The organism is Paludibacterium denitrificans (assembly GCF_009707705.1).
In the GTDB taxonomy this organism is placed as follows: domain Bacteria; phylum Pseudomonadota; class Gammaproteobacteria; order Burkholderiales; family Chromobacteriaceae; genus Paludibacterium_A; species Paludibacterium_A denitrificans.
The window spans coordinates 2,219,988-2,245,319 of the sequence record NZ_WLYX01000001.1 but is presented as its reverse complement, the minus strand read 5'-3'; the positions used below and the strand labels follow the sequence as shown (position 1 = coordinate 2,245,319).

Here is a 25,332-nt window from a genome sequence, read left to right as displayed (position 1 = left end):
CTTCCACTTCTATCCCACATACCGACAGGTATGGATTGCACATTGGATACATGTTCGTTTTGTTACAAAATAGAACAACCAATCGATGCACGATTCGGTTTGTAGAAACATTGGACCAAGGGGAGCAGAAGCGCGGCAAGGCGCCCATGAAAAACGGCCAACAGCCAGATAGAGCAGGGAAATCCGGGAAAAGTTCACGCTCGCGCGCTGGTGATACATAAAAAAACCGGACGACCTTGCGGTAGTCCGGTTTCGGAGTTGCTGCCAACAGACCGTTACTGACGTTCTACCGGCTGACATCACGAATGGCGCCGGTATCGGCACTGGTGGTCATGGCAGCATAGGCACGCAACGCCGGGCTGACCGCCCGCTCACGGCCCAGCGGTTTCCGGGCATCACGCCCTTTGGCTTCCATGGCGGCACGGCGTTCGGCCAACGTTGCCTCGGATACCACCAGCTGGATACGGCGATTGGGGATGTCGATCTCAATGGTGTCACCCTCTTCCACCAGACCAATGGCACCACCTTCGGCGGCCTCTGGCGAAACGTGGCCGATGGAGAGGCCAGAGGTACCCCCAGAGAAACGGCCATCAGTCAGCAACGCACACGCCTTGCCCAAGCCCTTGGACTTGAGGTAGCTGGTCGGGTACAGCATTTCCTGCATGCCCGGCCCGCCCTTCGGCCCTTCGTAGCGGATGATGACGATATCGCTTAACTACAATCTGGTCGGTCAGAATGCCTTCCACCGCACTGTCCCGGCTTTCAAAGATGCGCGCCCGGCCGGTGAACTTGAGAATGGAATCGTCCACCCCGGCTGTTTTCACGATGCAACCACGTTCGGCGATGTTGCCGTACAATACCGCCAGACCGCCGTCCCGGCTATAGGCATGCGGCTGGTCGCGAATGCAACCGGCTTCCTTGTCCAGATCCAGCTCCTGATAGCGCATGGATTGCGAAAAGGCGATGGTGGTGGGAATGCCCCCCGGCGCGGCGCGATAGAAGCGGTGCGCGTCACTGTCTTCCGCCGTACGGCGTACATCCCACTGTTGCAGCGCTTCGGCCAACGTGGCGCTATGCACGGTGGGAACATTGGCATTGATGATGCTTAAGCACGTTCCAGTTCACCCAGAATACGCATCACGCCACCGGCGCGGTGTACGTCTTCCATGTGATATTTCTGGGTAGCCGGAGCCACTTTGGCCAGACACGGTACCGAGCGCGACAACCGGTCGATATCGCCCATCTTGAAATCGACACCGGCTTCATTGGCGGCGGCCAACAGGTGCAGCACGGTGTTGGTGGAGCCGCCCATGGCCACATCCAGACTCATGGCGTTTTCAAACGCTGTCTTGGTGGCGATGGAGCGTGGCAACACCGACGCATCATCCTGTTCGTAGTAACGCTTGGCCAATTGCACGATCAGGCGACCGGCGCGCAGGAACAGCTCCTTGCGATCGGCGTGGGTGGCGACCAGGCTACCGTTACCCGGCAGCGACAGGCCCAGCGCTTCGGTCAGGCAGTTCATCGAGTTGGCGGTAAACATGCCGGAGCAGGAACCGCAGGTCGGACAGGCCGAGCGCTCGACACGAGCGACGTCTTCATCCGAAACATGCGGGTTGGCGGCTTCGACCATGGCATCCACCAGATCAAGGCCGCGTACGTCGTTGCCCCACTGCACCTTGTAAGCTTCCATCGGGCCGCCGGAGACGAAGATCACCGGGATGTTCAGGCGCATGGCGGCCATCAACATCCCCGGGGTGATCTTGTCGCAGTTGGAAATGCACACCAGTGCGTCGGCACAGTGCGCGTTGACCATGTATTCGACGCTATCGGCGATCAGGTCGCGGCTGGGCAGGCTATAGAGCATGCCGCCATGGCCCATGGCGATACCGTCGTCGATGGCAATGGTGTTGAATTCTTTGGCAACCCCACCGGCTTTTTCAATTTCACGCGCCACCAGCTGGCCCATGTTGTGCAGGTGCACGTGGCCCGGCACAAACTGGGTAAACGAGTTGGCAATGGCAATGATTGGTTTGCCAAAATCTTCATCTTTCATGCCGGTGGCGCGCCACAAGGCACGGGCACCGGCCATGTTGCGGCCTGCCGTCGAGGTTTTGGAACGATATTGGGGCATGGTGATTCCTTTGTCAGCGCATTCTTTCGGCCAACGTTCCTGTCTGTTATGGGTGACAGTGTTTTGCACTAAAACCCACCATTTCCCGGATGCCAGAGACGGATTGGCGCGTCATGGCGCGGGTGAGCGCGACGCGGGGGAACGCTTTCCGTATAATTTCGTCAACCTTCTTTTACCGCAAACGCACACGACTGACAAATGATCATTCATCCGCAGTTCGATCCCGTGGCCATTCATCTTGGCCCGCTGGCTGTTCATTGGTATGGCCTGATGTATCTGGTGGGCTTCATGCTGTTTATCTGGCTGGGCAACCGTCGCATCCGCCGGGGCCACCCTTTCATGACATCCAAAATGCTGGATGACCTGCTGCTGTATGGCGTGCTGGGGGTGGTGCTCGGCGGTAAGCTCGGCTATGTGCTGTTCTACAAGCCGAATATCTGGCCCAGCCGTTGCATATCCTGCGGGTATGGGAGGGCGGCATGTCGTTTCACGGCGGCTTTCTTGGCGTGTTGCTGGCGATGTGGCTCTTTGCCCGCCGCCATCAGCGCAGTTTCTGGGAAATCACCGATTTCATCGCCCCGCTCGTACCGATGGGGCTGGCGGCTGGCAAACGCTGGGCAACTTCATCAACGGCGAGCTGTGGGGGCGCGTGACGCGTCCGGATGCGCCGTGGGCCATGCTGTTTCCGCAGTCGCAGTCGGATGACTTCGCCCGGCGCAACATTCACCGCAGCTGCTGCACACCCTGATCCAGTTTGGCGGCCTGCCGCGCCATCCGTCGCAACTGTACGAATTTGCACTGGAAGGGCTGGCGCTGTTCACCCTGTTGTGGTGGTTCAGCAGCAAGCCGCGTCAGAAAGGGGAAGTCTCCGCCCTCTTCCTGCTGGGCTATGGGGTATTCCGCTTTACCGCCGAATTTGCCCGCGAACCGGATGACTTTCTCGGCCTGCTGGCGCTCAATTTCTCCATGGGCCAATGGCTGAGCATGCCGATGATCGTGGCCGGTTTGCTGTTGTGGCGCTGGGCACGACGCCAGCCCGGGCAGCCGGCATGACGGCGCACGGTTATGCGCCGCTGTGGGCGGCACTGCTGCTGACGGGGCTGCTTTCCGGGTGTTCGGTGCTTGCCGTGGCGGATGCCGCGGTGACGGTGACGGCCACCACGGTGGACATTGGCGCCAAGGCAGTCGGGGCGGCGGTGGACATCACCAGTGCCGAGCATCAAGGCGGCGACGCGCAGCAGTTCGCCCGACACGCCCCCCTCTGCGCCACCGACCGCACCACCGGCGTCACCCTCTGCCACGCCATCGGCCAATACGGAAACACCTACCGTTTCGGCCAACTAGGCATGGCGCACGCCGGTCAGGCATCAGGCCCCTGCATGACAGGGGCCTGATCATTTGGCGGTCAGCCTAATTCGCAGTCGCCATATCAACTACACTTCACAGTAGTTTTCCTGTCGTCCCGCCGCACAAGACGGCACCAGACGGAGTCAAAACATGCAATTGAAAGTATTGGGTTCTGCCGCCGGAATCGGCTGGTAAGCTCGCACCACCAGTTTTCTGATCGATGACGACACGCTGCTCGATTGCGGCAGCGGCGTAGGAGAGCTGACGGTGGAAGAATTACTGCGCATCCGGCGCGTACTGCTCACCCACAGCCATCTGGACCACTGTAACGCGCTGCCGCTGTTGGCCGATGTGCATGCCAGCCACGGCGGGCCGGGCATTGTGGTGTATAGCCAGCAGGAAACCATCGATGCGCTCAAGGCGCATCTGTTCAATGGCGTACTCTGGCCCGATTACACCGTACGCCCCCGCGCGGCACAACCGTGGGTACGTTGCATTGCCATGGAAGTGGGCGATGCCTTGACACTGGCCGGAGGGTTGGCCACCGTCCCGCTTTAGGCACAGCACAGTATTCCGGCGATAGGCTGGCTGCTGGAAGGCCGCGAGCGCGCACTGGCGTTCAGTGGCGACAGCGGCCCGTGCACGGCATTCTGGCAGTGGATTGCCCAAGTACCGTCACTCAGCGATGTGATCTGTGAAGTGACTTACCCCAACGAGCAGGCACAGGAAGCCGCCGACTACGGCCACATGGCACCGGCATGGTTGCTGCCGCTGCGGCAAGAACTACCGCCGCAGGTGCAGCTCTGGGCCAGCCATCTGGATAGCGCCGCACGGGATAGCATCCTGACACAGTTGCAGGCTGACGATCCCGTGGCACTCCCTATCCGCCCGCTGGAGCAAGGCATGGTGATCGAGCTGTAACAGGCCCGATCAGGGTTTCAGAGGGTGACGTCGAAACCGGCATCCTCTACTGCGGCGGCCAGTTCCGGCGGCGAGACCACGGCCGGGTCGTAGCTGACCTTGGCCTGTTTGGCTTCCAGGGCTGACTTCAGCCGCGTCCACCCCGGCCATGCCGGTGAGCACACCGGTAACACTCTTGACGCAGCCCATGCACGTCATGCCTTCAACCTGCAAAATCACTTCGCTCATCATTTTTCCTTCCACATAAAATCGGCCCGCGCCAGGTTATTTCCAGCGGCGCAGCAATAACGAATTGCTCACCACCGACACCGAACTCATCGCCATGGCGGCACCCGCCAGTACCGGGCTGAGCAGCCCCAGCGCCGCCAGCGGGATACCGAGTACATTGTAAACAAAGGCAAAGAACAGGTTCTGGCGGATTTTGCCCAGCGTGGCACGCGACAGGCGAATGGCATCGGCCACGTGCAACACATCAGTCTGCATCAGCGTGACATCCGCCGCTTCCACCGCCACGTCCGGAGCCCCCATGGCAAAGCTGACATCGGCAGCCGCCAGCGCCGGTGCATCGTTGACACCGTCGCCCACCATGGCGACACGGTAGCCTTGTTCGCGCAGGTGCTGCACTTCGCGCGCCTTGTCCTGTGGCCGCACCTGTGCGCGGAACTCGCTGATGCCAGCTTCAGCCGCCACCCGGCTGGCGGTGACGGCGTTGTCGCCAGTGAGCATGATCACCTTGACGCCCATGGCCGACAACTCACGCACCGCCTGCGCTGAGGTTGGCCGAATCGCGTCGGCCAAGGCCAGCAGGCCCAGCAACTGGCCATTCAGACTGACAGCGATGACGGTTTTGCCTGCCGCCTGCAAGGTGGCCACCGATTCCGGCAATGTCGTACTCACCCACTGTGGCGCACCGGCGCGCACCACGCCCCAGCCCGCCACACTGGCCTCCACGCCCCGTCCCACCTCCACCCGGAAACCGGAAACTGGCAACGCCGCCAGCTGTTCCTGTTCGGCCAGACGCAACACCGCCTGCGCCAACGGGTGCTCCGAACCGGCCTCGACGCTGGCCGCCAGCTGCAACAAGCTGGCCCGGTCTCCTGCCAGTGCCACCACGTCAGCGACCTGTGGCTGGCCTTGCGTCAGCGTCCCGGTCTTGTCCACCACCAGTGCCGTGACGCGGAAGCGGTTTCCAGTGCCACGGCGTTACGGAACAGGATGCCGCGCCGGGCGCCGTTACCCATACCCACCATCACCGCCGTGGGCGTCGCCAGCCCCAGCGCACACGGGCAGGCGATCACCAGCACGGCCACGGCATGAATCAGTGCGCGCGCCCAGTCGTGTGTCAACACGCCGGTCAGCAGCAAGGTCAACAACGCAATGCACACCACCACCGGCACAAAAATCCCCGAAATGACATCGGCCAGCCGCTGGATGGGGGCTTTCGACCCTTGCGCTTCGCCCACCAGACGGATGATTTCGGCCAACTGTGTTTTACCGCCGACGCTGGTGGCAACAATCCGCAACATGCCGTCCTGATTACGCGTGGCGGCGTACACCCGGTCCCCCACCGTTTTGCTGACGGGCAGGCTCTCTCCGGTCAGCATGCTTTCATCCACCGAGGCATGGCCTTCCAGCACATCACCATCCACCGGAATGATTTCGCCATGGCGCACCACCACGCGGTCGCCCACTTGCAGGCTGGCGACCGGCACCTCCAGCAGCTGGCCATCGCGCTCCAGTCGCGCCGTTTTCGGGCTGAGTCGCAGTAGTTCCTCAATGGCGCCGGAAGTCTTGCCTTTGGCGCGAGCCTCCAGCAGCTTGCCCAGCAACACCAGCGTAATCACCACCGCGCTGGCTTCAAAATACACGGCTTGCTCCGGCCAATCGGCCAGCGTGACCACCGCCGACAGCAACCACGCCATGCTGGTACCCAGCGCCACCAGTACATCCATGTTGGTGCCACCGCCACGCAGCGCATGGAAAGCGCCACGGTAAAAGCGCCAGCCAATGATGAACTGCACCGGTAATGACAACAGCAGCTGCCACAGACGCGGCACCATCCAGTCGTGCCAGCCCAGCATCATCGCCAGCATTTCCCACACAAATGGCAAGGTGAACAGCAATGACACGGCAAACCAGCGGCGCTGCTGGCTATAAGCCGCCAGCTGGCGTTGCGCCAGCGAGTGGTTATCGGCCGCTAGCAACGGCGTGGCAGCGTAACCGGCCTTGCTCACCACCTCGACAATGCGCGCGTCGTCCAGCGTCCCGGCCGGGAACTGCACCACCGCCGTTTCGCGTGCCAGATTGACACTGGCTTGCACGCCGGGCAAACGGTTGAGCACCTTCTCGATGCGACTGGCGCAGGCTGCGCAGGTCATGCCTTCAATGGCAAACTCGCGCCGCGCCACGGGGACGAGGTAGCTTTGTGAATCAGCGCCACCAATTGCGCCGGGCCGCTCTTCTCCGCGTCGTACTCGATGCGCGCGCTTTCATTGGCAAAGTTGACCGTGGCGCTGACGCCATCCTGCCGGTTCAGCACTTTTTCGATGCGTGCGGCACAGGCACTGCAGGTCATGCCTTCAATGGGGAATTCGACAACAGACGGTTTCATGGCAGCCTCCTGTCAAAAGTATATACCCCTATAGGGTATAAAACCAACCTGCAAAATAAAGGTTGGCCGAATGCCCAAAACGCGACATTCGGCCAACCTTGTCAGTCGTAAAAAGAGGAATCCGTACCTTATAGCCAGCGGTAACGCCAGAACAGATAACCTAGGGCCGCCGCAATGGCCGCCATCAAACCGAGGACGGCAAAATAGCCATAGTGCCAGTGCAATTCCGGCATGAATTCGAAGTTCATGCCATAGATGCTCAGCAATCAGCGTCAGCGGCATGAAGATCATGGTGATCACCGTCAGCACCCGCATCTGGATGTTCAGCCGGTGCGACTGAGTGGACAGATACAGGTCGAGCATGTCACCCACCATCTCACGCGACATTTCCAGCGATTCCATCACGTGCATGGTGTGATCATAGGCATCGCGCAGATAGACCACGGTTTCGGCACGGAAGAAGCCGTAATCACCACGCGTCAGGCAGATCAGTATTTCGCGCAGTGGCGTGATGGTGCGGCGCAGCTTCAGGCAATCGTGCTTGAGCTGCTGGATTTGCAGCAACACCCCCTTGTCGCGCCCACTCAACAGCTGGCTGTCGGTTTTTTCCACATGCTCGGTAAACTGGTTGAGCACGCCAAAATAATCATCCACCACCGCGTCGATCAGGGCGTAGGCCGGTAGTCGGCCTGCTTGTGGCGGATCTGCCCGCGCCCACTGCGCAGGCGCTCGCGCACCGCTTCAAACAGGCCAGTGGGGCGCTCCTGAAAGGTCAGCACAAAACTGCGCCCCACCACCAGATAGACCTGATCGTATTTCAGCCGTCCGCCGCGCGCCGGGAAATGGAACACCCGCGTGGCGATGAACAGGTAGTCGCCATAATCTTCGATCTTGGGACGCTGGCGTGCGTTGAGAATGTCCTCCAGCACCAACGGGTGCAGGTGGAAGCGCTCGCCAATGGCCTGCATGAAGCGAGGATCGCGCAAGCCATAGACGTTGAGCCACAGCACCGGTTCGGACGGCTGGTACGCCAGCCCTGCCTCCACGGTGTCGAAACGCGTCTCCAGCAGGCGCTCGGCGCCGTATTCGATCAGGGTAATCGACGAGCCATCCTGCTTGACTTCGCCCACCGGCAGCAGGGTGCCCGGCGCCTCGCCCAAGGTTGGCACCTGCTGTTTCAGCGCGGCATGCCGCATGTCAGACTTGCCCGACCAGCAACTGCACGCCGACGTTTTTCCACTGCGTCACTTCCTGCTTGAAGGCGCTGGTGGTGAGCGGATTGGCCTGCAACCACGCCTGACTCAGCGTCAGGGCAAAGCCCTTGGGCTGATGCACCAGTTGCAGGGTTTCGGGCAGCGGCACGCTGCGACGACTGCGGTAGAACAGCACCGCCAGACGCAGCGACACCACGGCCTGCCACAATGCTCGTTCACGTATTGCAGCATCTTGCCCATGTCGCCGCGATGCCCCAGCACGATGGCCGCCAGCGTGGCCTGTTCGCGTTTGGAAAAACCCGGCATGTCGGCATTTTGCAGGATATAGGCCGAATGCTTGTGATAGGCGGTATGGGCAATGGTCAGGCCGATTTCGTGCAGCCGCGCCGCCCAGCCCAGCCGCTTGAGCATGTTGGCGTCAAACTCGTCGCCGGACACCATGCGATACAGCTGTTCGGCCAACCCCATCACGCGCTCGCACTGTGCCGTATCCACATGGTAGCGGCGCTGGAACAAGGCCACGGTGGAGTCGCGCATGTCTTTTTCGCGGTGCAACTACCAACAGGTCATACAGCACGCCATCGCGCAGCGCCCCTTCGGCAACGATCATCTTGTCGATGCTCAGTTCCTCGAAGATGGCAATCATCACCGCCAGCCCACCAGCCAGCACCGGCGCGCGGTCCGCCTTCAGGCCGTTGAGATTGACGTACTTGATGTTGTCGCGCTTGATCAACTCGGCCTTGAGTTTTTCCATGCCCTGCAAGGTGATGTCGCTAGCGGACCAGTCGTTCAGCTCGAGAATGTCACGCAGCGAGCGGGCCGTGCCGGACGTCCCCACCGCCAGTTGCCACTCTTGTGGCGGATAGGAGTGGGTAATGCGCTGAATCTCGTTGCGCGCCGTCAGGATGGCGTCGCGGAAATTGGTTTTGCCCAGTTTGCCGTCGGGGAAAAACCGCAGGCTATAGCTGACACAGCCTAACGGCAGGCTTTCGGTCACCTGCGCCTTGAACTGGCTGCCGATGATGAATTCGGTCGAGCCGCCACCAATATCCACTACCAGACGGCGTTCTTTGGTGGCTGGCAGCGAGTGAGCAGCTCCCAGATAAATCAGCCGCGCCTCTTCACGACCGGCGATGATTTCAATCGGAAACCCCAGCAGTTCTTCGGCACGGGCGATGAAATCGGGCGCATTCTTGGCCACGCGCAAGGTGTTGGTGCCCACCACGCGCACCTGCGCTTAAGCAGCAGGCCACGCAAACGCTCACCAAAACGCGCGAGGCAGGCCGGGCACGCTCTTGCGTGTCGTCATCCAGATACTTGTCATCCGTCAGGGCTACCCAGCCGGACGGTTTCTTTCAGGGCATCAAGCGGATAGAGCTGGTCTTCCACCACTCGGGATACCTGCAGCCGGAAGCTGTTGGACCCAAGATCGACAGTTGCCAGCACATCATGGGGGGGCGTAGTTGGAGTCAAGGTCACCCCTTCTCTTCTTCAATATGCTTGCCAGTCGGGTACAAACTTACGGGTCAGGGTAGCCACCCCAAAACCATGCTGGCGTCGCGGTTGAACACAATAAAAATGGCGGTAACTGGATGTTACCGCCATTGCACAGCGCCGTCATCGGGACTACAGCATCACTCGCCCGGGGTTTCGCGCTTCATGTCTTCCAGCGTGGTATGGCGAATATCCTTGCCCTTGACCAGATACACCACGTATTCGGCAATATTCTTGGAGTGATCGCCAATGCGTTCAATCGCTTTGGAGATGAACAGGGTATCGATCGACATGCTGATGGTGCGCGGGTCTTCCATCATGAAGGTGATCAACTGGCGCACTTCGGCATCAAATTCATCGTCCAGCCGCAAGTCTTCTTCGGCCAACTCCAGCGCCGCGGTAGCATCCAGCCGGGCGAAGGCGTCCAGCGCGCGCCGCAACATCATCAGCGCCACTTCGGCCAACTTGTTGATTTCACGGAAACGCGGCACCTGATAGCGTTCGGACTGATAAATGCTCTTGCCGATACGAGCGATCTTCTGCGCTTCGTCACCGATGCGTTCCAGATCGGTAATCGCCTTGATCACGGTGAACACAATGCGCAAGTCACTGGCGGTAAGCTGACGGCGCGCAATGATATGCAGGCATTCGTCGTCAATCGACACTTCCATGGCGTTGACCAGCGAATCCTCGGTAATCACCTTGTCGAATTTGGCGATATTGCCCGTCATCAGGGCATCAATGGCCGACACGATCTGCTGCTCTACCAATCCCCCCATTTGCAATACGCGGGTGCGAATGGTTTCGAGCTCCATGTCGAACTGCTTTGAAATGTGCTCCGCCATTTCAGCCTCTTTTAGTCAAATTGCAGATAACGGGGCATCATATAACCGGTGCATGACGCCCGTGTGACAATCCATAGTTGGCCGAACCGGTAACAGTTCGGCCAAGCGGAAGATTACTGAATCACTTCCACGCCGTCTTCACGGCCCAGCAACAATACATCGGCGCGGCGACGGGCAAACAGGCCGCACGTCACCACCCCGGCCAGCTGGTTGATGGTCGCTTCCAGCTCAACCGGTTTAGCAATTTTCAAGCCATGCACATCCAGAATGATGTTGCCGTTGTCGGTGATGAAACCGTCGCGCAGCTCAGGATGGCCGCCCAGTTTCACCAGCTCGCGCGCAACAAAACTGCGCGCCATCGGCACCACTTCCACTGGCAGCGGGAACGAACCCAAGACATCCACGTACTTGCTCTGATCCGCAATGCAGACGAACTTTTCGGCCACGGCGCCGATGATTTTTTCACGGGTCAGCGCACCGCCACCACCTTTGATCATGTGCAGGTAATGGTTGATTTCGTCGGCGCCATCGATATACACCGGCACTTCATCGACCGTGTTGAGTTCAAACACCGGAATATGGTGAGCCTTGAGGCGGGCCGTCGAGGCTTCCGAGCTGGATACCGCGCCCTTGATACGGCCCTTGATAGTGGCCAGTTCTTCAATGAACAGGTTGACCGTGCTACCGGTGCCGACACCGATAATGCAGTTATCCGGAACAAATTCCGGGCCTTTTTCGCCACCGCCAGCTTGAGTTGGTTCTGGGTTTGCATGATAAAACCTCCGTCGTGGATTAGGGACGCTGCCCTAAGTTGTTGTTCTGATTAATGTGATGCTAATCGTTCCACTACCCGGGCATCCACCCGGTCAAGCCGCCGATAACGGCATCAGCAGGCACACGGCACCGGGCCTCAATCGCCTCGCAACGTCCAAGGTAGCCCAGCTTCTCGTTGGTTTTGCCTTTGACGTTCACTGCCGACACGTCAATACCCGGTCCGCGGCGATCGCGGCACGCATGGCATCGATGTGCGGAGCCAATTTCGGCTGTTGTGCAATCAGTGTGGCATCAACATTGATCACCTGCCAACCCGCATGGCGCACCCGCGCCACCGCTTCGCGCAGTAGCACCCGGCTATCGGCCCCCTTGAAGCGGGCATCGGTGTCCGGAAAATGGCGGCCAATATCGCCCAGCGCCGCCGCGCCCAGCACGGCATCGGTAATGGCGTGCAACAGCGCATCGGCATCGGAATGCCCCAGCAGCCCCTTGTCATGCGGAATGTGCACCCCGCCCAGAATCAGCGGCCTTCCCGCCACCAGCTGGTGCACATCGTAACCTTGCCCGATCCGAAACATGTCACTCCTTCCGTGCGGCAAGAATGGCGCGCACCAGTGGCAAATCCCGCGGGTAGGTCACCTTGAAGTTTTGCGCATCGCCTTCCACCAGACTGGGCTTGAGCCCCAGACGTTCGATAGCAGAGGATTCGTCGGTAATGTCCTCGGCCGCACAGACGGTCAGCGCTTCGGCCAACGTGCCCGCACGGAACATTTGCGGCGTCTGCGCACGCCACAAGCCGTTGCGCGGCACCGTGGTGCTCACCCGCCCTTCGGCATCGCCACGCTTGACGGTATCGGTCACCGGCAAGGCCAGCAGCCCGCCCACCGGATCATCGGCCAGCGTGGCAATCAGGCGTTCCACCGCAGCCAGCGAAATGCAGCAGCGCGCGGCATCATGCACCAGAATCCAGTCGTCGGCTGCGGCCTGCAAACTGCGCAAGCCATTGAGCACGCTCTCGCCGCGCGTGGCACCGCCCACGCGATGCACCGTCAGCTTGGGAATATCCCACTCGTAATCGTCAAACCACTCGTCAGCTGGCGAAATCACCACCGCCACTTGTTCGATCGCTTCCACGCGCGACAGGGTCATCAGCGTGTGCCACATCAAGGTCCGGCCATTCAATTGCAAATACTGTTTGGGGCTGGGGCCGCCAAACCGGCTCCCCGACCCCGCCGCTGGCACCAACGCCGGTAACGGCCACTCATGCCTTGCTCTCCTCAACCACTACAGGGTTCTCCAGCGCGCGCCATACACATTGGCCTTTCACGCTCTTGTCCAGACTATCCAGATAGGCCGCATGTTCGGCCAACTCTTCATCGCTGGCGCGACACACCGTCAGCGGCTGGTGCTTGACCGGCAACGCACCGGCCTGCTCCACCATCGGCGTATTCACCTCGATGTCCATCATCAGGCTTTCCTGCCCGCGGGTCATCCACAGGTACACTTCCGACAGCAGTTCACAGTCGATCAGCGCGCCGTGCAGGGTACGGTTGGCGCGGTCGACTTCAAAGCGGTCGCACAACGCATCCAGGGCTGTTGCGCTTGCCGGGAAACATGTCGCGCGCTTCACGCAAGGTATCGATCACATTGGCGCACAGCTGCTCGATCGGCTCGATGCCCACCCGCGCAAATTCGGCATTCAGAAAGCCCACGTCAAACGGGGCGTTGTGGATGATTAGTTCGGCGTCGCGCAGAAAATCGGCAATTTCGCTTACCACCTGACGGAACTTCGGCTTGTCCGCGAGAAAATCCAGCGAAATGCCATGCACCCGCTCGGCATCCGGGTCAATCTCGCGCTCCGGGTGCATATACAAATGCAGATGGCGCCCGGTGAGCTTGCGGTTGATCATCTCCAGCCCGGCAAACTCAATGATGCGGTGACCTTGCGACGGTTCCAGACCGGTGGTTTCGGTATCGAGAATGATTTGTCTCATGACTTGATGCTTTCAGGCCGGGCACGAGGGCGTCAAACGCCTTTCGGCCAACCTTGAGGGAAGAATTTACGACTGCGCCTGTTCCACGCCACGGTTGGCCAGCTGATCGGCCCGTTCGTTGAACTCATGGCCAGCATGGCCCTTGACCCAGCGCCACTCCACCTGCAGGTGGCGATTGCGTTCGGCATCCAGCTGTTGCCACAAGTCGGCATTCTTCACCGGCTCCTTGGCTGCCGTCTTCCAGCCGCGCTGTTTCCAGCTGTGGATCCACTCGGAAATGCCTTTTTGCACATATTGCGAGTCGGTATACACCACCACCCGGCACGGCCGGTTCAAGGTAGACAGCGCCCGGATCACCGCCAGCAGCTCCATGCGGTTATTGGTGGTGCTCAGCTCGCCGCCACACAGCTCCTTTTCCTTGCCCTTGTAACGCAGCAACGCTCCCCAGCCGCCGGGGCCGGGGTTGCCTTTGCAGGCACCATCGGTATACATCTCTACTACGTCTTCTGTTGTCATGCTGTCTCGTCTGCAGGTTTTTTGTGGCTGGGCTGCCGGTCATTGCTGCTTAAGCCACCGCCAGTCCGGGTGCTGCCTTGGCCGGTTTCCATGTCGGCGTAATCAACCGCATGCCGCGTTGCCGCTTGATGGCTTCAATGCCGTAAACCGCTGCCGTCAGCGGCCACCAGCGGTTGCCTAAGCCTGTTCCAGATAATGGCAACGCGCCAGCCAGTCGTGGCGCGAAAACGGCGGCGCATAGCCCATGAATGCCGTCGGATTGGCTTCCAGTTCCAGCAGGGCCAACCAGTCCTTGATGCGCGCCAGCGAAAGAAAATTGCCACACCACGGCGTGGCGCTACGGCCCTGAATCAGGCGGCGCAGCCCCCACAACGACAGCGGGTTGAAGCCGGTCAGCACCAGACGTCCTTCCGGCATCAATACCCGCTCGGCTTCACGCAGAACGTGATGCGGCTTGGTGGTAAAATCCAGCACATGGGGCATCAGCAGCAGGTCCAGACTACGCGTCTCGAACGGTAGCCGTTCCGGCTCACAGCGGATGTCGACCGGACCGGTTTCGGCCACCCGGCACTGCCGGGGATACGGTTATGGTCGAGGAAGTTCACATCCGGCACACCCACCTGCACGGCATGAAACCCAAACACATCGGACACGGCCCGGCGGTAAAAAGCCTGCTCGCGCTCCAGCAGATAGCACCCCAACTCGGCCGTGGTCAGCCAGTTGGAAAACGCCTTCATCATTGCGGAACCTTTCCAGACACCATGTTTACCGTTACTCCAGTTCGCGCCTTGGCCGACAATTATATCTGGGTTTTGCAGCAGAATCGCCGCGCCATCATTGTCGACCCCGGTCAGGCCGCCCCGGCGCAGGCTTTTCTCGAGGCAAACCAGCTGACACTGGAAGCCATTCTGCTCACCCATCACCATGCCGACCATACCGGCGGAATCAGCGAGCTGAGCCAGCGCTGGCCAGAGGCCAAGGTCTATGGACCGGCAGACATTGCACTGGTGCAAGAAGCGGTGATGGACGGTTCCCACATTGATACGACGTTAGGCTCAATCGCCGTGCTGGCCGTACCGGGACATACGCTGGATCACCTGGCTTACCGGCTCGACGGCCATCTGTTCTGCGGTGATACCTTGTTTGGGGCCGGTTGTGGTAAGCTGTTTGAAGGCACCGCCGCACAGATGTACCAGTCGCTCAACACTTTGGCGCAACTACCGGATAACACTCTCATCTACCCGGCACACGAATACACGCTGTCCAATCTGGCCTTTGCCCGGCGGTAGAACCCGACAATACCGCTTTGCAGCAACGCGAGGTCACCGACCGCGCCCGTCGCGCACAAGGCGAGCCTACCCTGCCCAGCACCATGGCAGCCGAAAAAGCCACCAACCCGTTTTTACGCGCCACACACGCTAGCATCCAGAAGGCGGTACAACAGCACACGGGCCAGCCAGTCAGCACACCAGAGCAGGTATTCGCAGAGCTGCGTGAATGGAAAAACCATTTCCGCTAACCCGTATTTTCACAGGACCGCCACCGGCCAACCACAGTCAGGACAGGGGTCGGCCCGGTAAAGATAGCGGCTATTTACCCCGCAGGAACGGCATAGCTTATACACACTGAAAGCTAGCTAATCATTTGTTTTTTCAGGTTGACATGGTTAAAGGCGGTGTTTAGCATCGGCCAAGATCAGAATACTGGGCTTAGCCAAATGAAAAGATTCACTCCATTGGCAATTTCGTTGTCATTTGCATTTTCAGCAGTCTCCGTCGCACATGCCGACTCCGGGACCTTCGGGCAGTCTGTCGGCGTAGACGAAGGTCTGGCCGCCGGTCTGGACATGATGCTGCTCAACTCCAGCCTGCTGCGTCATGGCGATAACCTGTGGGATCGCGCGCGCCGGGTTTCCAGCTCACCGAAGTCAATCCGGAGCTGGTACAGCGTCATGAACGCCTCTACGCCAGCCGCGCGGAATACTTCCGCCGCACGCTGGAGCGTAGCCACAAATACCTGTTCCACATCATGAATGAAGTGGAACGCCGTGGCATGCCCACCGAAATTGCCCTGCTGCCAGTAGTGGAAAGTGCCTTTGTGCCCACCGCCCGCTCCGGCGTTGGCGCCGCCGGGCTGTGGCAGTTCATGTTTAGCCACCGGCCGCCAGTATGGTCTGGAACAAACCTGGTGGTATGACGGCCGCCGCGACGTGGTAGATGCTACCCGTGCCGCGCTCGATTACCTGCAAAATCTGTACGCCCAGTTCGGCGACTGGAACCTGGCGCTGGCCGCCTACAACTGGGGTGAAGGCAATCTGTCACGCGCCATCGCCCGCGTACAAGCCAGCGGACAGACCCCCACGTTCGAAAACATCCGCATGCCGAACGAAACCCGCAATTACGTTCCCAAATTGCTGGCGGTGCGCAACCTGATCAACCAGCCGGAACAATACGGCCTGCGTCTGGATAAATTCCCGAACAAACCGTATTTCGTGGCGGTGTCCACCGGACGCCACATGGACATCGACATCGCCGCCAAGTTGGCTTAAGCATTTCGGTGGCCGAATTCAAGGAACTCAATCCGGGCTTCAACCTGCCGGTGTACGCCTACAAGCCGGGCCGTCAAATGCTGTTGCTTAGCCAGCAAGGCGGACCGCTTCGAAGCCAATCTGGAAAAATGGAACAAGCCGCTGCTGACTTGGCAGGTGTATACCCCCACTAGCACTGAAAGCGCCGCGGATGTGGCCAGCCAGCATGGCATGACCACGTCAGAACTGCTGGCCGTCAATAAAGTCCATAGCGGCACCCTGCAAGCAGGCCGCCCGGTTCTGGTGGCCATGCGCGGCAATAACAATGCCCCGCTGGAAGGTGGTGACAACCTGATGCAGGATAACAGTGCGGTGATGGTTGCCAGCGCGAAACCGGCTGTCGTCCGTACCCCGGCAGCTCAACCGCTGATCGTGGTTCAGCGCGACAAACCAGTCACCGTAGCGGAAGTTGCCAAACCAGTTAGCGCGCCCAAAGCCGTTGCTCCGGTGATGCTGGCCAAGGCCGATACAACTATTAGCTCGACACCGGCTACCAGCGCACCGACAGCGACAGCGACACCTACTGTAACCGCTCCGATCACCACGGCTCAGGCTCCGGCATCGCAAGTACTCCCGGCAGCCCAAACCACGACCATCCCGGCAGCAGCAACCATCGTAACGGCCCGAGCCGAGACGGTGCAGGTTGCCAAAGTTGCCGAACCGGTCAAGGCGCGTCCGGTCAGCCTGGTCAAAGTGGCCGAAACCCGCGTAGCCCGCATCAATCCGAATGCGTCGCAACATACCGTGGCGGCGGGGGATACGCTGTATAACATTTCGCGCCGTTACAATATCAGCGTGGCGGACCTCAAGGCGCTTAACCAGCTGAATGAAGATGTAGTCAAGCTGGGACAAGTGTTAAAGGTAAAAGGCAACGCCCAAACGCTGGTGGCCAGCCGCACAACCGAGGCTGGCAATTCCGCACAGGATGATGCCCTGCTCAAGGTCAGCGGGCTGCAGGCCACGCGCGTACCGGCAACCGGCGCCACGCCATCCACTTATGTGGTGCAACGTGGCGACACCGTTTACAGCATCGCCCGCCGGTTTGGCGTCAACCACGCGGATATCCAGCGCTGGAATGGCGCCGGACAGGTGGCACGGCTGCAACCGGGTCAACAAGTCCGCATCGAGGTACAAGGCCTATAAGTCTGGCGACAACTTGGCTGCCGTATAGATAAAAAGCCCCGCTGGTCGGGGCTTTTCTCATTGGCGATTAGGGATTTCGCCTTGCTCGGATCAAGTAGCCGTGACCACGCCTGCCGCCGGGCAAACAGAACAGAGCGATCACCATCACTCAGCTTGCTGGCTATCCAGCCAGATCGTGACCGGACCATCGTTGGTCAACGCCACCTGCATATCGGCACCAAACACGCCGGTCGCCACTGGCTTGCCCAAAGTTTCGGCCAACCCGGCAACGAACTGCTCAAACCGCGGACGGGAAATTTCGCCCTTGGCGGCGCGGCTATAAGAAGGCCGATTGCCCTTCTTGACGCTGGCAAACAAGGTAAACTGGCTGACTGCCAGCACCTCGCCACCCTGCTCCAGCACCGAACGGTTCATTACACCGGCGTCGTCATTGAATATTCGTAACTGGCTTACCTTGCGCACCAGCCACTCGATGTCGGCGTCACCATCGCTGGCTTCCACCCCAACCAGCAATAACAATCCGGGGCCAATCGCGCCGGAAACCTTGCCATCCACCGTTACCGATGCCTCACGCACTCGTTGCAACAACACCCGCATAGTTCAACATCCCAGTCAGATTACCGGCAAATTGTAGAGCGCCAACATCGCCCGGTCATGTTCGGGCTGATCAAGTTTGCCCACCGTGTGGCCCGCTTCCGATAAAATCGGCCAACCGCCGTTCAAGGACACCACACATGCTGATGGTCATCTCCCCCGCCAAAACACTCGACAACACGCCACCGGCCGCACACATCCCCTACACGCAGCCGGATTTTCTGGCACACAGCCGCGAACTGATCGCCGTCTTACGGGAAAAAAGCCCGGCTGATCTGGCCAAATTGATGTCCATCAGCGATGCGCTGGCGGTGCTGAATACCGGCCGCTTTGCCGACTGGCATACGCCATTTGGCCCGGACAATGCCAAGCAAGCGGTACTCGCCTTCATGGGCGATGTGTACGAAGGGCTGGATGCCAGCCACTTGGATGAAGACGGCTTGAGCTATTTGCAGCAGCATCTGCGCATTTTGTCCGGCCTGTATGGCTGCCTGCGCCCGCTCGACCTGATGCAGCCCTACCGGCTGGAAATGGGCACCCGGTTAGTCAATCCGCGCGGCAAGGATCTCTATACCTTTTGGGGGCAGATCATTACCGATGCGCTTAACCAAAGGTTGGCCGAAGACCGTGATCCGGTGCTCGTCAATCTGGCATCCGAGGAGTATTTCAAGTCGGTCAAACGCGCACAGCTCAACGCAGCCATCGTGACGCCGGTTTTTCAGGACAAGAAAAACGGCCAGTACAAGATCATCAGCTTTTACGCCAAGCGTGCGCGCGGCCTGATGGTACGTTGGGCCACACTCAACCGGGTCAGCCAGCCAGCACAGCTCAAGGAATTTGACAGCGAAGGCTACGCCTTCGATGCAGACACCTCCAGCGAACTGACTCGGGTGTTCCGCCGCGCCCCGGCTAACCACTAAGCATGTTCAAGCCGTTTTGATTGCATTGGGCAACGGCTCACCCAGCGCAAAGGCAGAGGCATTGGCCAGCGTTGTCTCGGCGATGTTGGTCAGGGCCTCGCGGGTCAGAAAGCCCTGATGCGAGGTGACCAGCACATTGGGAAAGGTCAGCAGGCGCGCCAGTTGATCATCCTGCAAGCCGGATTCGGAATGATCTTCAAAAAACACACCTTCTTCCATTTCATACACATCCAGCCCCACCCCGCCGAGACGACCATCCTTAAGAGCGGCAATCAGCGCCGTGGATTCGATCAGGCCGCCACGGCTGGTATTGATCAGCACGGCACCGGGTTTCATGCGCGCCAGCGTTGAAGCATCAATCAAATGCTCTCCGCCGTCAACGGCAAATGCAGGCTGATCACGTCCGATTGCTCAAGCAGCGTCTCCAGCGGCACGTACTCAAATCCCAGACGGGCGGCCAGTTCGGGCTGGGGATAAGAGTCATAGGCGAGCACCCGCATGCCAAACCCTTTGGCAATCGCCATGGCCGCCCGGCCAATCCGCCCGGTGCCGATAATGCCCATGGTCTTGTGATACAGGTTGAATCCGACCAGGCCATCCAGTGAAAAATCCATCTCCCGCACGCGCACGTAGGATTTGTGAATACGACGCACCACCGCCAGCAGCAGGGCAAACGCATGTTCTGCCACGGCATGCGGCGAATACGGCACCCGCGTGACCGTAATGCAATGATGTTTCGCCGCCGCCAGATCGACACCGTTGAACCCGGCACAGCGCAAGGTAATCAGTTGTACGCCCTTGTCAGCCAGCGCCGCCATGACCTCAGCGTCGAGGCGATCATTCACAAACGGGCACACCGCGTCGACATCCTGTACCAGTTGCAAGGTGTCCCGGTTGAGGCGCGGTTCAAAAAACACCAACTCGTGATTGAAGCGCTGATTGGCCAACAGCAATGCCTGACGGTCATAGGCTTTGGTATCAAACACGGCAATTTTCATGGCGACATTCCTCATGGTTCAGGCACTTTCCACGGCTGGCCGCTTCCGACCCGTCTGGTTTTTTAAATTTATATGACAAGCGCTGTTTAATATGACGACATTGATTTATGTCATAGGTTAAATGCTGTAAAAATTTTACATTAATTCGCTGTTGCCCATTTCTCCCATCAATACACCATTTACCGCCTGATCATGAAAAAGAACTTTCCCGTCACTGGGATTGAAGTGCCGTTTACCCATGGCTTGATCGTGACTCGCACCAACCTCAAAGGCATCATCACCCATGCCAATGATGGTTTTGTCCGCCTATCCGGCTTTTCCCGTGAAGAACTGATTGGCTCCAGCCACAACATCGTCAGACATCCGGACATGCCGCCGGTGTTATTCGAAGACATGTGGCAAAACCTGCAAAACAATCGTCCGTGGCATGGACTGGTCAAAAACCGCTGCAAAAACGGCAACCATTATTGGGTCGATGCGCTGGTAGTGCCCGTCCGCGCGCACGGCGAAACCACCGGCTACATGTCGGTCCGTACGCTAAGCTGATCGCCAAGACATTCAGGCAGCGGAACAGCTCTATCCCCAATTGCTCCATGGCGCGCGCTTTACCCCTCCGCCCCACCGCGGTTGCGAGGAAGCGCGGATTCGTCATGGCATCGGGCTGGCGCTGGCCGTAGTGCTCGCCAGCGTAGGCGCGGTTTCCGGCACCATCAGCGGATATATCTTGGCCGGGCTTGGCATCAGCCTGCTTGCTTAGCTGGATGCTGTTCGAACGTCGTTGTAGCGCACGCCATGCCCAGTTACTACAGGTGTGCGAGAACATTGCCGAGGGCCGCCTCAACAACAAACTCTCGCTGTATGGCAAAGGCGAAACCGGCCGACTGGAACGAGTGCTGGCCTACATGCAGGTGCATCTGAAGGTTGTCATCGACGAATTGCAAATGACGGCGCAGGAGCTGGATGCCGATTCCGATATCCTGCAGGACACCATGCACGGCATTTACCAGAAAATGGAGATCGGCAACCAGAGTGTCGAACAAATGAGCGCCGGTATCGAACAACTCTCCACGGCGATTGAACAGGTGGCACAAAACGCCGAACGTACCGCCAGCCTGAGCGCGCACTCGCGTGACAGCATCCATGCCAGCACCGAGGACATGAACCTTGCCCATGCCCGCAGCCAGCAGGCGGTGCAATCGGTAGAGGACGCCCAGCGCACCATCCACTCGCTCTCGGATGCCATCGCCAGCATCAGCAAGGTGACGCAAACCATTCATGAAATTGCCGACCAGACCAACCTGCTAGCGCTGAACGCCGCCATCGAAGCGGCCCGTGCTAAGCGAAAGTGGCCGCGGCTTCGCCGTGGTGGCCGACGAGGTACGCAAGTTGGCCGAACGGACCAGTCATAGCACCGACGAGATCAACCAGCTGGTCAACGATATCCGCCAAGCCTCGGACGAGACGGTACAGGTGATGCAGGAAGTGACCATCCAGACCCGGGCAGGCAGCGTGGCACAAGAGCGCACCACCGGGCAGCTCAACGCCATCCGCGATGCTTCCAGCAGCGTCTGCGACATGATGCAGGAAATCGCCAGCACCAACGCCCAGCAATCCGCCACCGCCGCTCATCTGGCCGAACGCATGGGAACCGTGGCGGAACAGATCGACGAATCACATCACCATGTCGAAAACGCCAATGCCACGCTGGTGAAATTCTCCGACAAGGCGCATACCTTGGCTCGCTTGGCCAAACATTTCCAGCTGGAGGACAACTAGGCATCGCCCCATTCGGCCAACTGTGCTGTCTGCGGTTGATAAGCCGTGGATAGCCTGAAAAGAGAGGCAATAACGCTTTGCCACAGCAAGCCACGTTTCAACACGTGGCTTTTCTCTTGGTATTAACCATTGCCAGATCAACCCGAGATCTATCTTTTTACCGCCATCCTGTACTGCTTGCTCTGCGCTGGACTACAGGCGTTTTCCAATCTTGCCGAACTCTGGCTGGATCAACGGCGTAAGCAGGCTCACCTTGCCTGAAAATTTCAAAGGCGAATTACCGTCGGACGCCATGACGGATGACGATCATGCTTTACCCCTCCCCTGCGGCGGTTGATCTCAAAAAAAAACGCCAGCATCAAGCTGGCGCAAAGACCGGATGTTGCCTCACTCAAAAGACATGGTTCATGCCCACCATGAACGTCATCGGATCGGCGCCCTTGCCTTAAGCATCGCCGCCGTGGCATTCAGGTTACCGGTGGAAACGAAGTAGTAGCCCGCGTTGGCCGAATTGAAAATGCGCGCATATTCGGCATACACCATCGTGCGCTTGGTGAAGTTATAGGTCGTCAGCAGGCTGAGAAAGTGGGCATCGGTCTTATCGGTCGTTGCTGATCCGGCAATGGATGACGATACATTGCCCGCCCGGCCATAGGTCATGCCCACATAGGTATGGGGCGTCAGTTCTTGTCCAAGATGCATACCGTATGCCATGCGACTGACGTTGCCTTCGGAATAATGTGTACGCAACGACTCCCCACCCAAGCCCAGCACAGTGCCTTGCGAAAAGGTATACGAACCAACAAATTTGACCGCATCTGCACTCATGCCCGGCTCGCTGGCAACACCGCCAGTGTTGGTCAGGCTACCGTTGCTGCTGTTGGCATGCAGATAGGACAGGTTGGCAATCACCGGGCCGTCCTTGTAATCCAGCTCCACTTGCACCGCCGACGGGCTACCGTTGCCGGTCTTCTGCTCGGAGGTGGAGTAATTCAGACTGCCCGCCAGTCCGTTCACCCTCGGAGTGTCGTAGCGCACCACATTGATGGCACGCCCGCCCATCAGGGAGGTGGTGGCAGAGGATTTGCCCAACGGGGTATAACCGCCATAGGTACCAAATACCGACAGGATCATCCCGGCGACCCCGGCCTGCACCACATGTTTGTCGAGCGCCGCCAGATGTGAAGTCCAGTACAGGTCGTAACGCCCCACAACCAGACGCCCCCAATCCTCGCCCTTCAAGCCGACAAATGAGGTCCGGTTGGCAAAGCCGCAGTTGTTGCAATTGTCAGGGTTGATGTCCTGCTCCACCTGCCACACGGCGCTGGTACCATTACCCGGTTTTCTTCGCCACGAAATCCCAGATACGACAGGTTACTGGTCACACGCTGACCGGATGGAATATTGCTGTGCCCATCGGTGGCGCCCTTGGCGGACACCGTTTCCAGCGCGAGGTTGATCTTGCCGTAGATGACCGTATTGTCGGCCATGGCGGTGGCGCTGAGCAGAAGGCCCGCCAACCCGGTGATATAGATGGTTGCATGCTTCATGAAGTCTCTCCGTATATTGTTATGGTTGTACTTCAGCGGTTGAGCCGGAATCTGACGACCACACCTTGCGGGTGGGTGCCTTCCGTTCAACAAAATCGATCAGACAAAAAATCCCGCGCACGGCGCCAACACCGAACGGAACACACCGCAGAACCAATGACCAATACGCCGCATCGCCATGATGCGGCTGGCGGATCAACCCAATGCCGCGACCAGTTCAGGGATGCTCTCGAACAGGTCACCGACCAATCCGTAATCCGCCACCGGAAGATCGGTGCATCGGCATCCTTGTTGATGGCTACGATCACCTTGGAATCCTTCATCCCGGCCAGATGTTGAATGGCGCCAGAAATGCCGACCGCGATATAAAGCTGTGGTGCAACAATCTTGCCGGTCTGGCCGACCTGGTAATCGTTGGAGACGAAGGCATCGACAGCGGCGCGAGAGGCTCCCAGTGCAGCGCCAAGCTTGTCGGCCAACGGTTCCAGCAGGGCACGGTAGTTGTCGCCATTGCCCAGTCCCCGGCCGCCGGAAACGATGATCTTGGCGGTGGCGAGCTCCGGTCGTTCGCTTTTAACCAACTCCCGTCCACTCACGCGGGCAAGGCCCAGATCAGGGCAGGCTGGCACCGGCTCAACCACAGCATTACCACCATCACCGACCGCTTCGAACGCCGTGCCACGCACGCTGATGACCTTGATCGGATCGAGCGATTGCACGGTGGCCAGCACATTAGCGGCATAGACCGGGCGCACAAAGGTATCCGCACTTGCCACTGCCACGATGTCAGACAGTTGCGCTACATCCAGCAGGGCTGCCACGCGCGGCAATGTGTTTTTGCCAGTGCTAGTCGCGGCGGCAAGAATGTGGCTATAGCCATCGGCCAAGGCCACGATCAGCGCAGCCAGATTCTCGGCGGTCTGATCGGCATAGTGTGGCGCATCGGCCACCCTGACCTTGGCAACATGAGCCGGTAGGCGGCCTGCTCGGCGACCGCGCCACAGTTGGCACCGGCCACCAGCACATGGATTTCGCCGCCAATCCGTGCCGCGGCAGCGACGGCATTACGGGTAGCAGCCTTCAGGCTGCGGTGATCGTGTTCAGCAATAACAAGCAGGGCCATGGCAGGATTCCTTAGATAACGTTGGCTTCGTGTTTGAGCTTGGCGATCAACTCGGCCACATCGCTGACCTTGACCCCGGCACCGCGTTTGGCCGGTTCGTCCACTTTGAGCTGTTTCAGCCGGGGGGCGATATCTACGCCCAATGACGCCGGAGTCACAACCTGCAGCGGCTTTTTCTTGGCCTTCATGATGTTGGGCAACGAGGCATAGCGCGGCTCATTCAGCCGCAGATCAGTCGTCACCACAGTAAGCAGTTTGACCGTCAGGGTTTCCAGCCCGCCGTCGATCTCTCGGGTAATATCGGCCTGCCCGTCAGCAATAGTCACGCGCGAGGCAAAGGTGGCCTGCGCCCAGCCCATCAAGGCGGCCAGCATCTGCCCGGTCTGGTTAGCGTCGTCATCGATCGCCTGCTTGCCACAGATCACCAACTGCGGCTGCTCTGCCTCACACACCGCCTTTAACAACTTGGCCACTGCCAACGGCTGTAAAGCAGCATCGGTTTCGATCAGCAGCGCCCGATCCGCACCATTGGCCAGCGCGCTACGCAGCGTTTCCTGACAGGCGGCGCTCCCGGCCGACACCACGATCACCTCGGAAGCGATACCGGCTTCCTTCAGGCGCACGGCTTCTTCCACCGCGATTTCGTCGAACGGATTCATCGACATCTTCAGGTTGGCCAGATCGACATCCGAGCCGTCCGGCTTGACCCGCACTTTCACGTTGTAATTCAGCACACGTTTTACAGGGACCAGAATCTTCATCGCTTTTCCTTTCGGCCAGTTCGTGGCAAT

Annotated in this window: 28 protein-coding genes and 9 pseudogenes; 15 read left to right on the top strand and 22 right to left on the bottom strand. The window is 59.4% G+C overall.

What is annotated here, in order from left to right; genetic code table 11:
* Positions 1-286: 286 nt before the first annotated feature.
* Positions 287-2,134: pseudogene (ilvD, locus tag GKE73_RS14610) on the bottom strand (dihydroxy-acid dehydratase).
* Positions 2,135-2,332: 198 nt separating this feature from the next.
* Here ilvD and lgt point away from each other — a divergent pair.
* The 4 genes and pseudogenes from lgt (at position 2,333) to GKE73_RS14585 (ending at position 4,402) form a co-directional block, all read left to right on the top strand.
* Positions 2,333-3,187 (top strand): annotated as a pseudogene (lgt, locus tag GKE73_RS14600) (prolipoprotein diacylglyceryl transferase).
* Entirely contained in the window at positions 3,184-3,528 is a 345-nt protein-coding gene (locus GKE73_RS14595; protein ID WP_230370540.1) for a hypothetical protein, read from the top strand. Before lgt ends, GKE73_RS14595 begins: the two are co-directional and overlap by 4 nt.
* Positions 3,529-3,694: 166 nt before the next feature.
* Positions 3,695-4,039: an MBL fold metallo-hydrolase gene (locus tag GKE73_RS14590; protein WP_312854578.1), complete on the top strand. Its 345-nt coding sequence runs from the start codon at positions 3,695-3,697 to the stop codon at positions 4,037-4,039.
* A gap of 129 nt (positions 4,040-4,168) precedes the next feature.
* Positions 4,169-4,402, top strand: coding sequence for an MBL fold metallo-hydrolase (locus GKE73_RS14585; RefSeq protein ID WP_230370538.1), 234 nt, complete (start codon positions 4,169-4,171; stop codon positions 4,400-4,402).
* 17 nt (positions 4,403-4,419) lie between these two features.
* Here the strand turns inward: GKE73_RS14585 and GKE73_RS14580 are convergent.
* The 15 genes and pseudogenes from GKE73_RS14580 to GKE73_RS14505 form a co-directional block, all read right to left on the bottom strand.
* A pseudogene (locus GKE73_RS14580) lies at positions 4,420-4,630 on the bottom strand (heavy-metal-associated domain-containing protein).
* Positions 4,631-4,666: 36 nt separating this feature from the next.
* Positions 4,667-5,563, bottom strand: a complete 897-nt coding sequence (locus GKE73_RS23790; RefSeq protein WP_312854469.1) for a heavy metal translocating P-type ATPase — start codon at positions 5,561-5,563, stop codon at positions 4,667-4,669.
* Positions 5,542-6,810, bottom strand: coding sequence for a heavy metal translocating P-type ATPase (locus GKE73_RS23785; RefSeq protein ID WP_312854468.1), 1,269 nt, complete (start codon positions 6,808-6,810; stop codon positions 5,542-5,544). Before GKE73_RS23785 ends, GKE73_RS23790 begins: the two co-directional genes overlap by 22 nt.
* Entirely contained in the window at positions 6,777-7,013 is a 237-nt protein-coding gene (locus GKE73_RS14570) for a cation transporter (RefSeq protein WP_230370537.1), read from the bottom strand. Before GKE73_RS14570 ends, GKE73_RS23785 begins: the two co-directional genes overlap by 34 nt.
* A gap of 12 nt (positions 7,014-7,025) precedes the next feature.
* Positions 7,026-7,667 carry a CorA family divalent cation transporter gene (locus tag GKE73_RS26685; protein ID WP_446686336.1) on the bottom strand — a complete coding sequence of 214 codons (642 nt, stop codon included), beginning with the start codon at positions 7,665-7,667 and terminating at the stop codon, positions 7,026-7,028.
* 11 nt (positions 7,668-7,678) lie between these two features.
* A complete protein-coding gene (locus GKE73_RS23770) occupies positions 7,679-8,209 on the bottom strand; it encodes a CorA family divalent cation transporter (RefSeq protein ID WP_280954959.1) in 531 nt (176 codons plus the stop codon).
* Position 8,210: 1 nt separating this feature from the next.
* Positions 8,211-9,700 (bottom strand): annotated as a pseudogene (ppx, locus tag GKE73_RS25955) (exopolyphosphatase).
* 161 nt (positions 9,701-9,861) lie between these two features.
* Positions 9,862-10,566, bottom strand: a complete 705-nt coding sequence (gene phoU / locus GKE73_RS14540) for a phosphate signaling complex protein PhoU (RefSeq protein WP_230370532.1) — start codon at positions 10,564-10,566, stop codon at positions 9,862-9,864.
* A 113-nt stretch (positions 10,567-10,679) separates the two neighbouring features.
* Positions 10,680-11,338: pseudogene (gene rpiA, locus GKE73_RS14535) on the bottom strand (ribose-5-phosphate isomerase RpiA).
* A gap of 74 nt (positions 11,339-11,412) precedes the next feature.
* Positions 11,413-11,918, bottom strand: a pseudogene (gene ispF, locus GKE73_RS14530) (2-C-methyl-D-erythritol 2,4-cyclodiphosphate synthase).
* 1 nt (position 11,919) lies between these two features.
* Complete coding sequence (ispD, locus tag GKE73_RS14525) at positions 11,920-12,621, bottom strand: 2-C-methyl-D-erythritol 4-phosphate cytidylyltransferase (RefSeq protein WP_230370531.1); 702 nt, start codon at positions 12,619-12,621, stop codon at positions 11,920-11,922.
* A pseudogene (gene dnaQ, locus GKE73_RS14520) lies at positions 12,602-13,334 on the bottom strand (DNA polymerase III subunit epsilon). The gene ispD and the pseudogene dnaQ overlap by 20 nt, the downstream one beginning before the upstream one ends.
* A 66-nt stretch (positions 13,335-13,400) precedes the next feature.
* On the bottom strand, positions 13,401-13,850 hold the full coding sequence (rnhA, locus tag GKE73_RS14515; RefSeq protein WP_230370530.1) for a ribonuclease HI: 450 nt from the start codon (positions 13,848-13,850) through the stop codon (positions 13,401-13,403).
* Positions 13,851-14,027: 177 nt separating this feature from the next.
* Positions 14,028-14,414, bottom strand: coding sequence for a class I SAM-dependent methyltransferase (locus GKE73_RS14510; protein WP_230370529.1), 387 nt, complete (start codon positions 14,412-14,414; stop codon positions 14,028-14,030).
* Positions 14,333-14,590 (bottom strand): hypothetical protein, encoded by a 258-nt coding sequence (locus GKE73_RS14505; RefSeq protein WP_230370528.1) that lies wholly within the window; start codon positions 14,588-14,590, stop codon positions 14,333-14,335. The genes GKE73_RS14510 and GKE73_RS14505 overlap by 82 nt, the downstream gene beginning before the upstream one ends.
* Before the next feature lie 21 nt (positions 14,591-14,611).
* On the opposite strand from GKE73_RS14505, the gene gloB reads away from it, so the two are divergent.
* From gloB to GKE73_RS14475, 6 genes are all read left to right on the top strand, one after another.
* Positions 14,612-15,139 (top strand): hydroxyacylglutathione hydrolase, encoded by a 528-nt coding sequence (gene gloB, locus GKE73_RS14500; RefSeq protein WP_230370527.1) that lies wholly within the window; start codon positions 14,612-14,614, stop codon positions 15,137-15,139.
* Between the two features lie 17 nt (positions 15,140-15,156).
* Positions 15,157-15,369 carry a hydroxyacylglutathione hydrolase C-terminal domain-containing protein gene (locus tag GKE73_RS14495; protein ID WP_230370526.1) on the top strand — a complete coding sequence of 71 codons (213 nt, stop codon included), beginning with the start codon at positions 15,157-15,159 and terminating at the stop codon, positions 15,367-15,369.
* Between the two features lie 371 nt (positions 15,370-15,740).
* A complete protein-coding gene (locus GKE73_RS24920; RefSeq protein WP_230370525.1) occupies positions 15,741-16,046 on the top strand; it encodes a transglycosylase SLT domain-containing protein in 306 nt (101 codons plus the stop codon).
* A gap of 13 nt (positions 16,047-16,059) precedes the next feature.
* Positions 16,060-16,398: a transglycosylase SLT domain-containing protein gene (locus GKE73_RS14485; protein WP_230370524.1), complete on the top strand. Its 339-nt coding sequence runs from the start codon at positions 16,060-16,062 to the stop codon at positions 16,396-16,398.
* A gap of 8 nt (positions 16,399-16,406) precedes the next feature.
* Positions 16,407-16,571: a hypothetical protein gene (locus GKE73_RS14480; RefSeq protein ID WP_230370523.1), complete on the top strand. Its 165-nt coding sequence runs from the start codon at positions 16,407-16,409 to the stop codon at positions 16,569-16,571.
* Positions 16,555-17,580 (top strand): lytic transglycosylase, encoded by a 1,026-nt coding sequence (locus GKE73_RS14475; protein ID WP_230370522.1) that lies wholly within the window; start codon positions 16,555-16,557, stop codon positions 17,578-17,580. Before GKE73_RS14480 ends, GKE73_RS14475 begins: the two co-directional genes overlap by 17 nt.
* 144 nt (positions 17,581-17,724) lie before the next feature.
* Here the strand turns inward: GKE73_RS14475 and dtd are convergent, their stop codons facing one another.
* The gene (gene dtd, locus GKE73_RS14470; protein WP_230370521.1) at positions 17,725-18,177 is read right to left on the bottom strand and encodes a D-aminoacyl-tRNA deacylase; all 453 of its coding nucleotides are present in this window, start codon (positions 18,175-18,177) and stop codon (positions 17,725-17,727) included.
* A gap of 137 nt (positions 18,178-18,314) precedes the next feature.
* On the opposite strand from dtd, the gene yaaA reads away from it, so the two are divergent.
* A complete protein-coding gene (gene yaaA, locus GKE73_RS14465; RefSeq protein ID WP_230370520.1) occupies positions 18,315-19,094 on the top strand; it encodes a peroxide stress protein YaaA in 780 nt (259 codons plus the stop codon).
* A 6-nt stretch (positions 19,095-19,100) separates the two neighbouring features.
* On the opposite strand, the pseudogene GKE73_RS14460 reads toward yaaA, so the two are convergent.
* Positions 19,101-20,092, bottom strand: a pseudogene (locus GKE73_RS14460) (2-hydroxyacid dehydrogenase).
* A gap of 192 nt (positions 20,093-20,284) precedes the next feature.
* On the opposite strand from GKE73_RS14460, the gene GKE73_RS14455 reads away from it, so the two are divergent.
* The 4 genes from GKE73_RS14455 to GKE73_RS23755 all read left to right on the top strand — a co-directional run bounded on the left by GKE73_RS14455 (position 20,285) and on the right by GKE73_RS23755 (position 22,129).
* Positions 20,285-20,638 carry a PAS domain-containing protein gene (locus GKE73_RS14455; RefSeq protein WP_230370519.1) on the top strand — a complete coding sequence of 118 codons (354 nt, stop codon included), beginning with the start codon at positions 20,285-20,287 and terminating at the stop codon, positions 20,636-20,638.
* Positions 20,639-20,826: 188 nt separating this feature from the next.
* Positions 20,827-21,501, top strand: a complete 675-nt coding sequence (locus GKE73_RS23765; RefSeq protein ID WP_280954958.1) for a methyl-accepting chemotaxis protein — start codon at positions 20,827-20,829, stop codon at positions 21,499-21,501.
* Complete coding sequence (locus GKE73_RS23760) at positions 21,458-21,868, top strand: methyl-accepting chemotaxis protein (RefSeq protein WP_312854467.1); 411 nt, start codon at positions 21,458-21,460, stop codon at positions 21,866-21,868. The genes GKE73_RS23765 and GKE73_RS23760 overlap by 44 nt, the downstream gene beginning before the upstream one ends.
* A 129-nt stretch (positions 21,869-21,997) precedes the next feature.
* Positions 21,998-22,129 (top strand): hypothetical protein, encoded by a 132-nt coding sequence (locus GKE73_RS23755; protein WP_280954957.1) that lies wholly within the window; start codon positions 21,998-22,000, stop codon positions 22,127-22,129.
* Positions 22,130-22,291: 162 nt separating this feature from the next.
* On the opposite strand, the gene GKE73_RS14445 is transcribed toward GKE73_RS23755, so the two are convergent.
* The 4 genes and pseudogenes from GKE73_RS14445 to GKE73_RS14430 all read right to left on the bottom strand — a co-directional run bounded on the left by GKE73_RS14445 (position 22,292) and on the right by GKE73_RS14430 (position 25,302).
* Positions 22,292-23,188, bottom strand: coding sequence for a porin (locus GKE73_RS14445; RefSeq protein ID WP_230370518.1), 897 nt, complete (start codon positions 23,186-23,188; stop codon positions 22,292-22,294).
* A complete protein-coding gene (locus GKE73_RS14440) occupies positions 23,107-23,418 on the bottom strand; it encodes a hypothetical protein (protein WP_230370517.1) in 312 nt (103 codons plus the stop codon). The genes GKE73_RS14445 and GKE73_RS14440 overlap by 82 nt, the downstream gene beginning before the upstream one ends.
* 195 nt (positions 23,419-23,613) lie before the next feature.
* Positions 23,614-24,541 (bottom strand): annotated as a pseudogene (locus GKE73_RS14435) (electron transfer flavoprotein subunit alpha/FixB family protein).
* 11 nt (positions 24,542-24,552) lie between these two features.
* Positions 24,553-25,302 (bottom strand): electron transfer flavoprotein subunit beta/FixA family protein, encoded by a 750-nt coding sequence (locus tag GKE73_RS14430; RefSeq protein ID WP_230370516.1) that lies wholly within the window; start codon positions 25,300-25,302, stop codon positions 24,553-24,555.
* Positions 25,303-25,332: the final 30 nt, after the last annotated feature.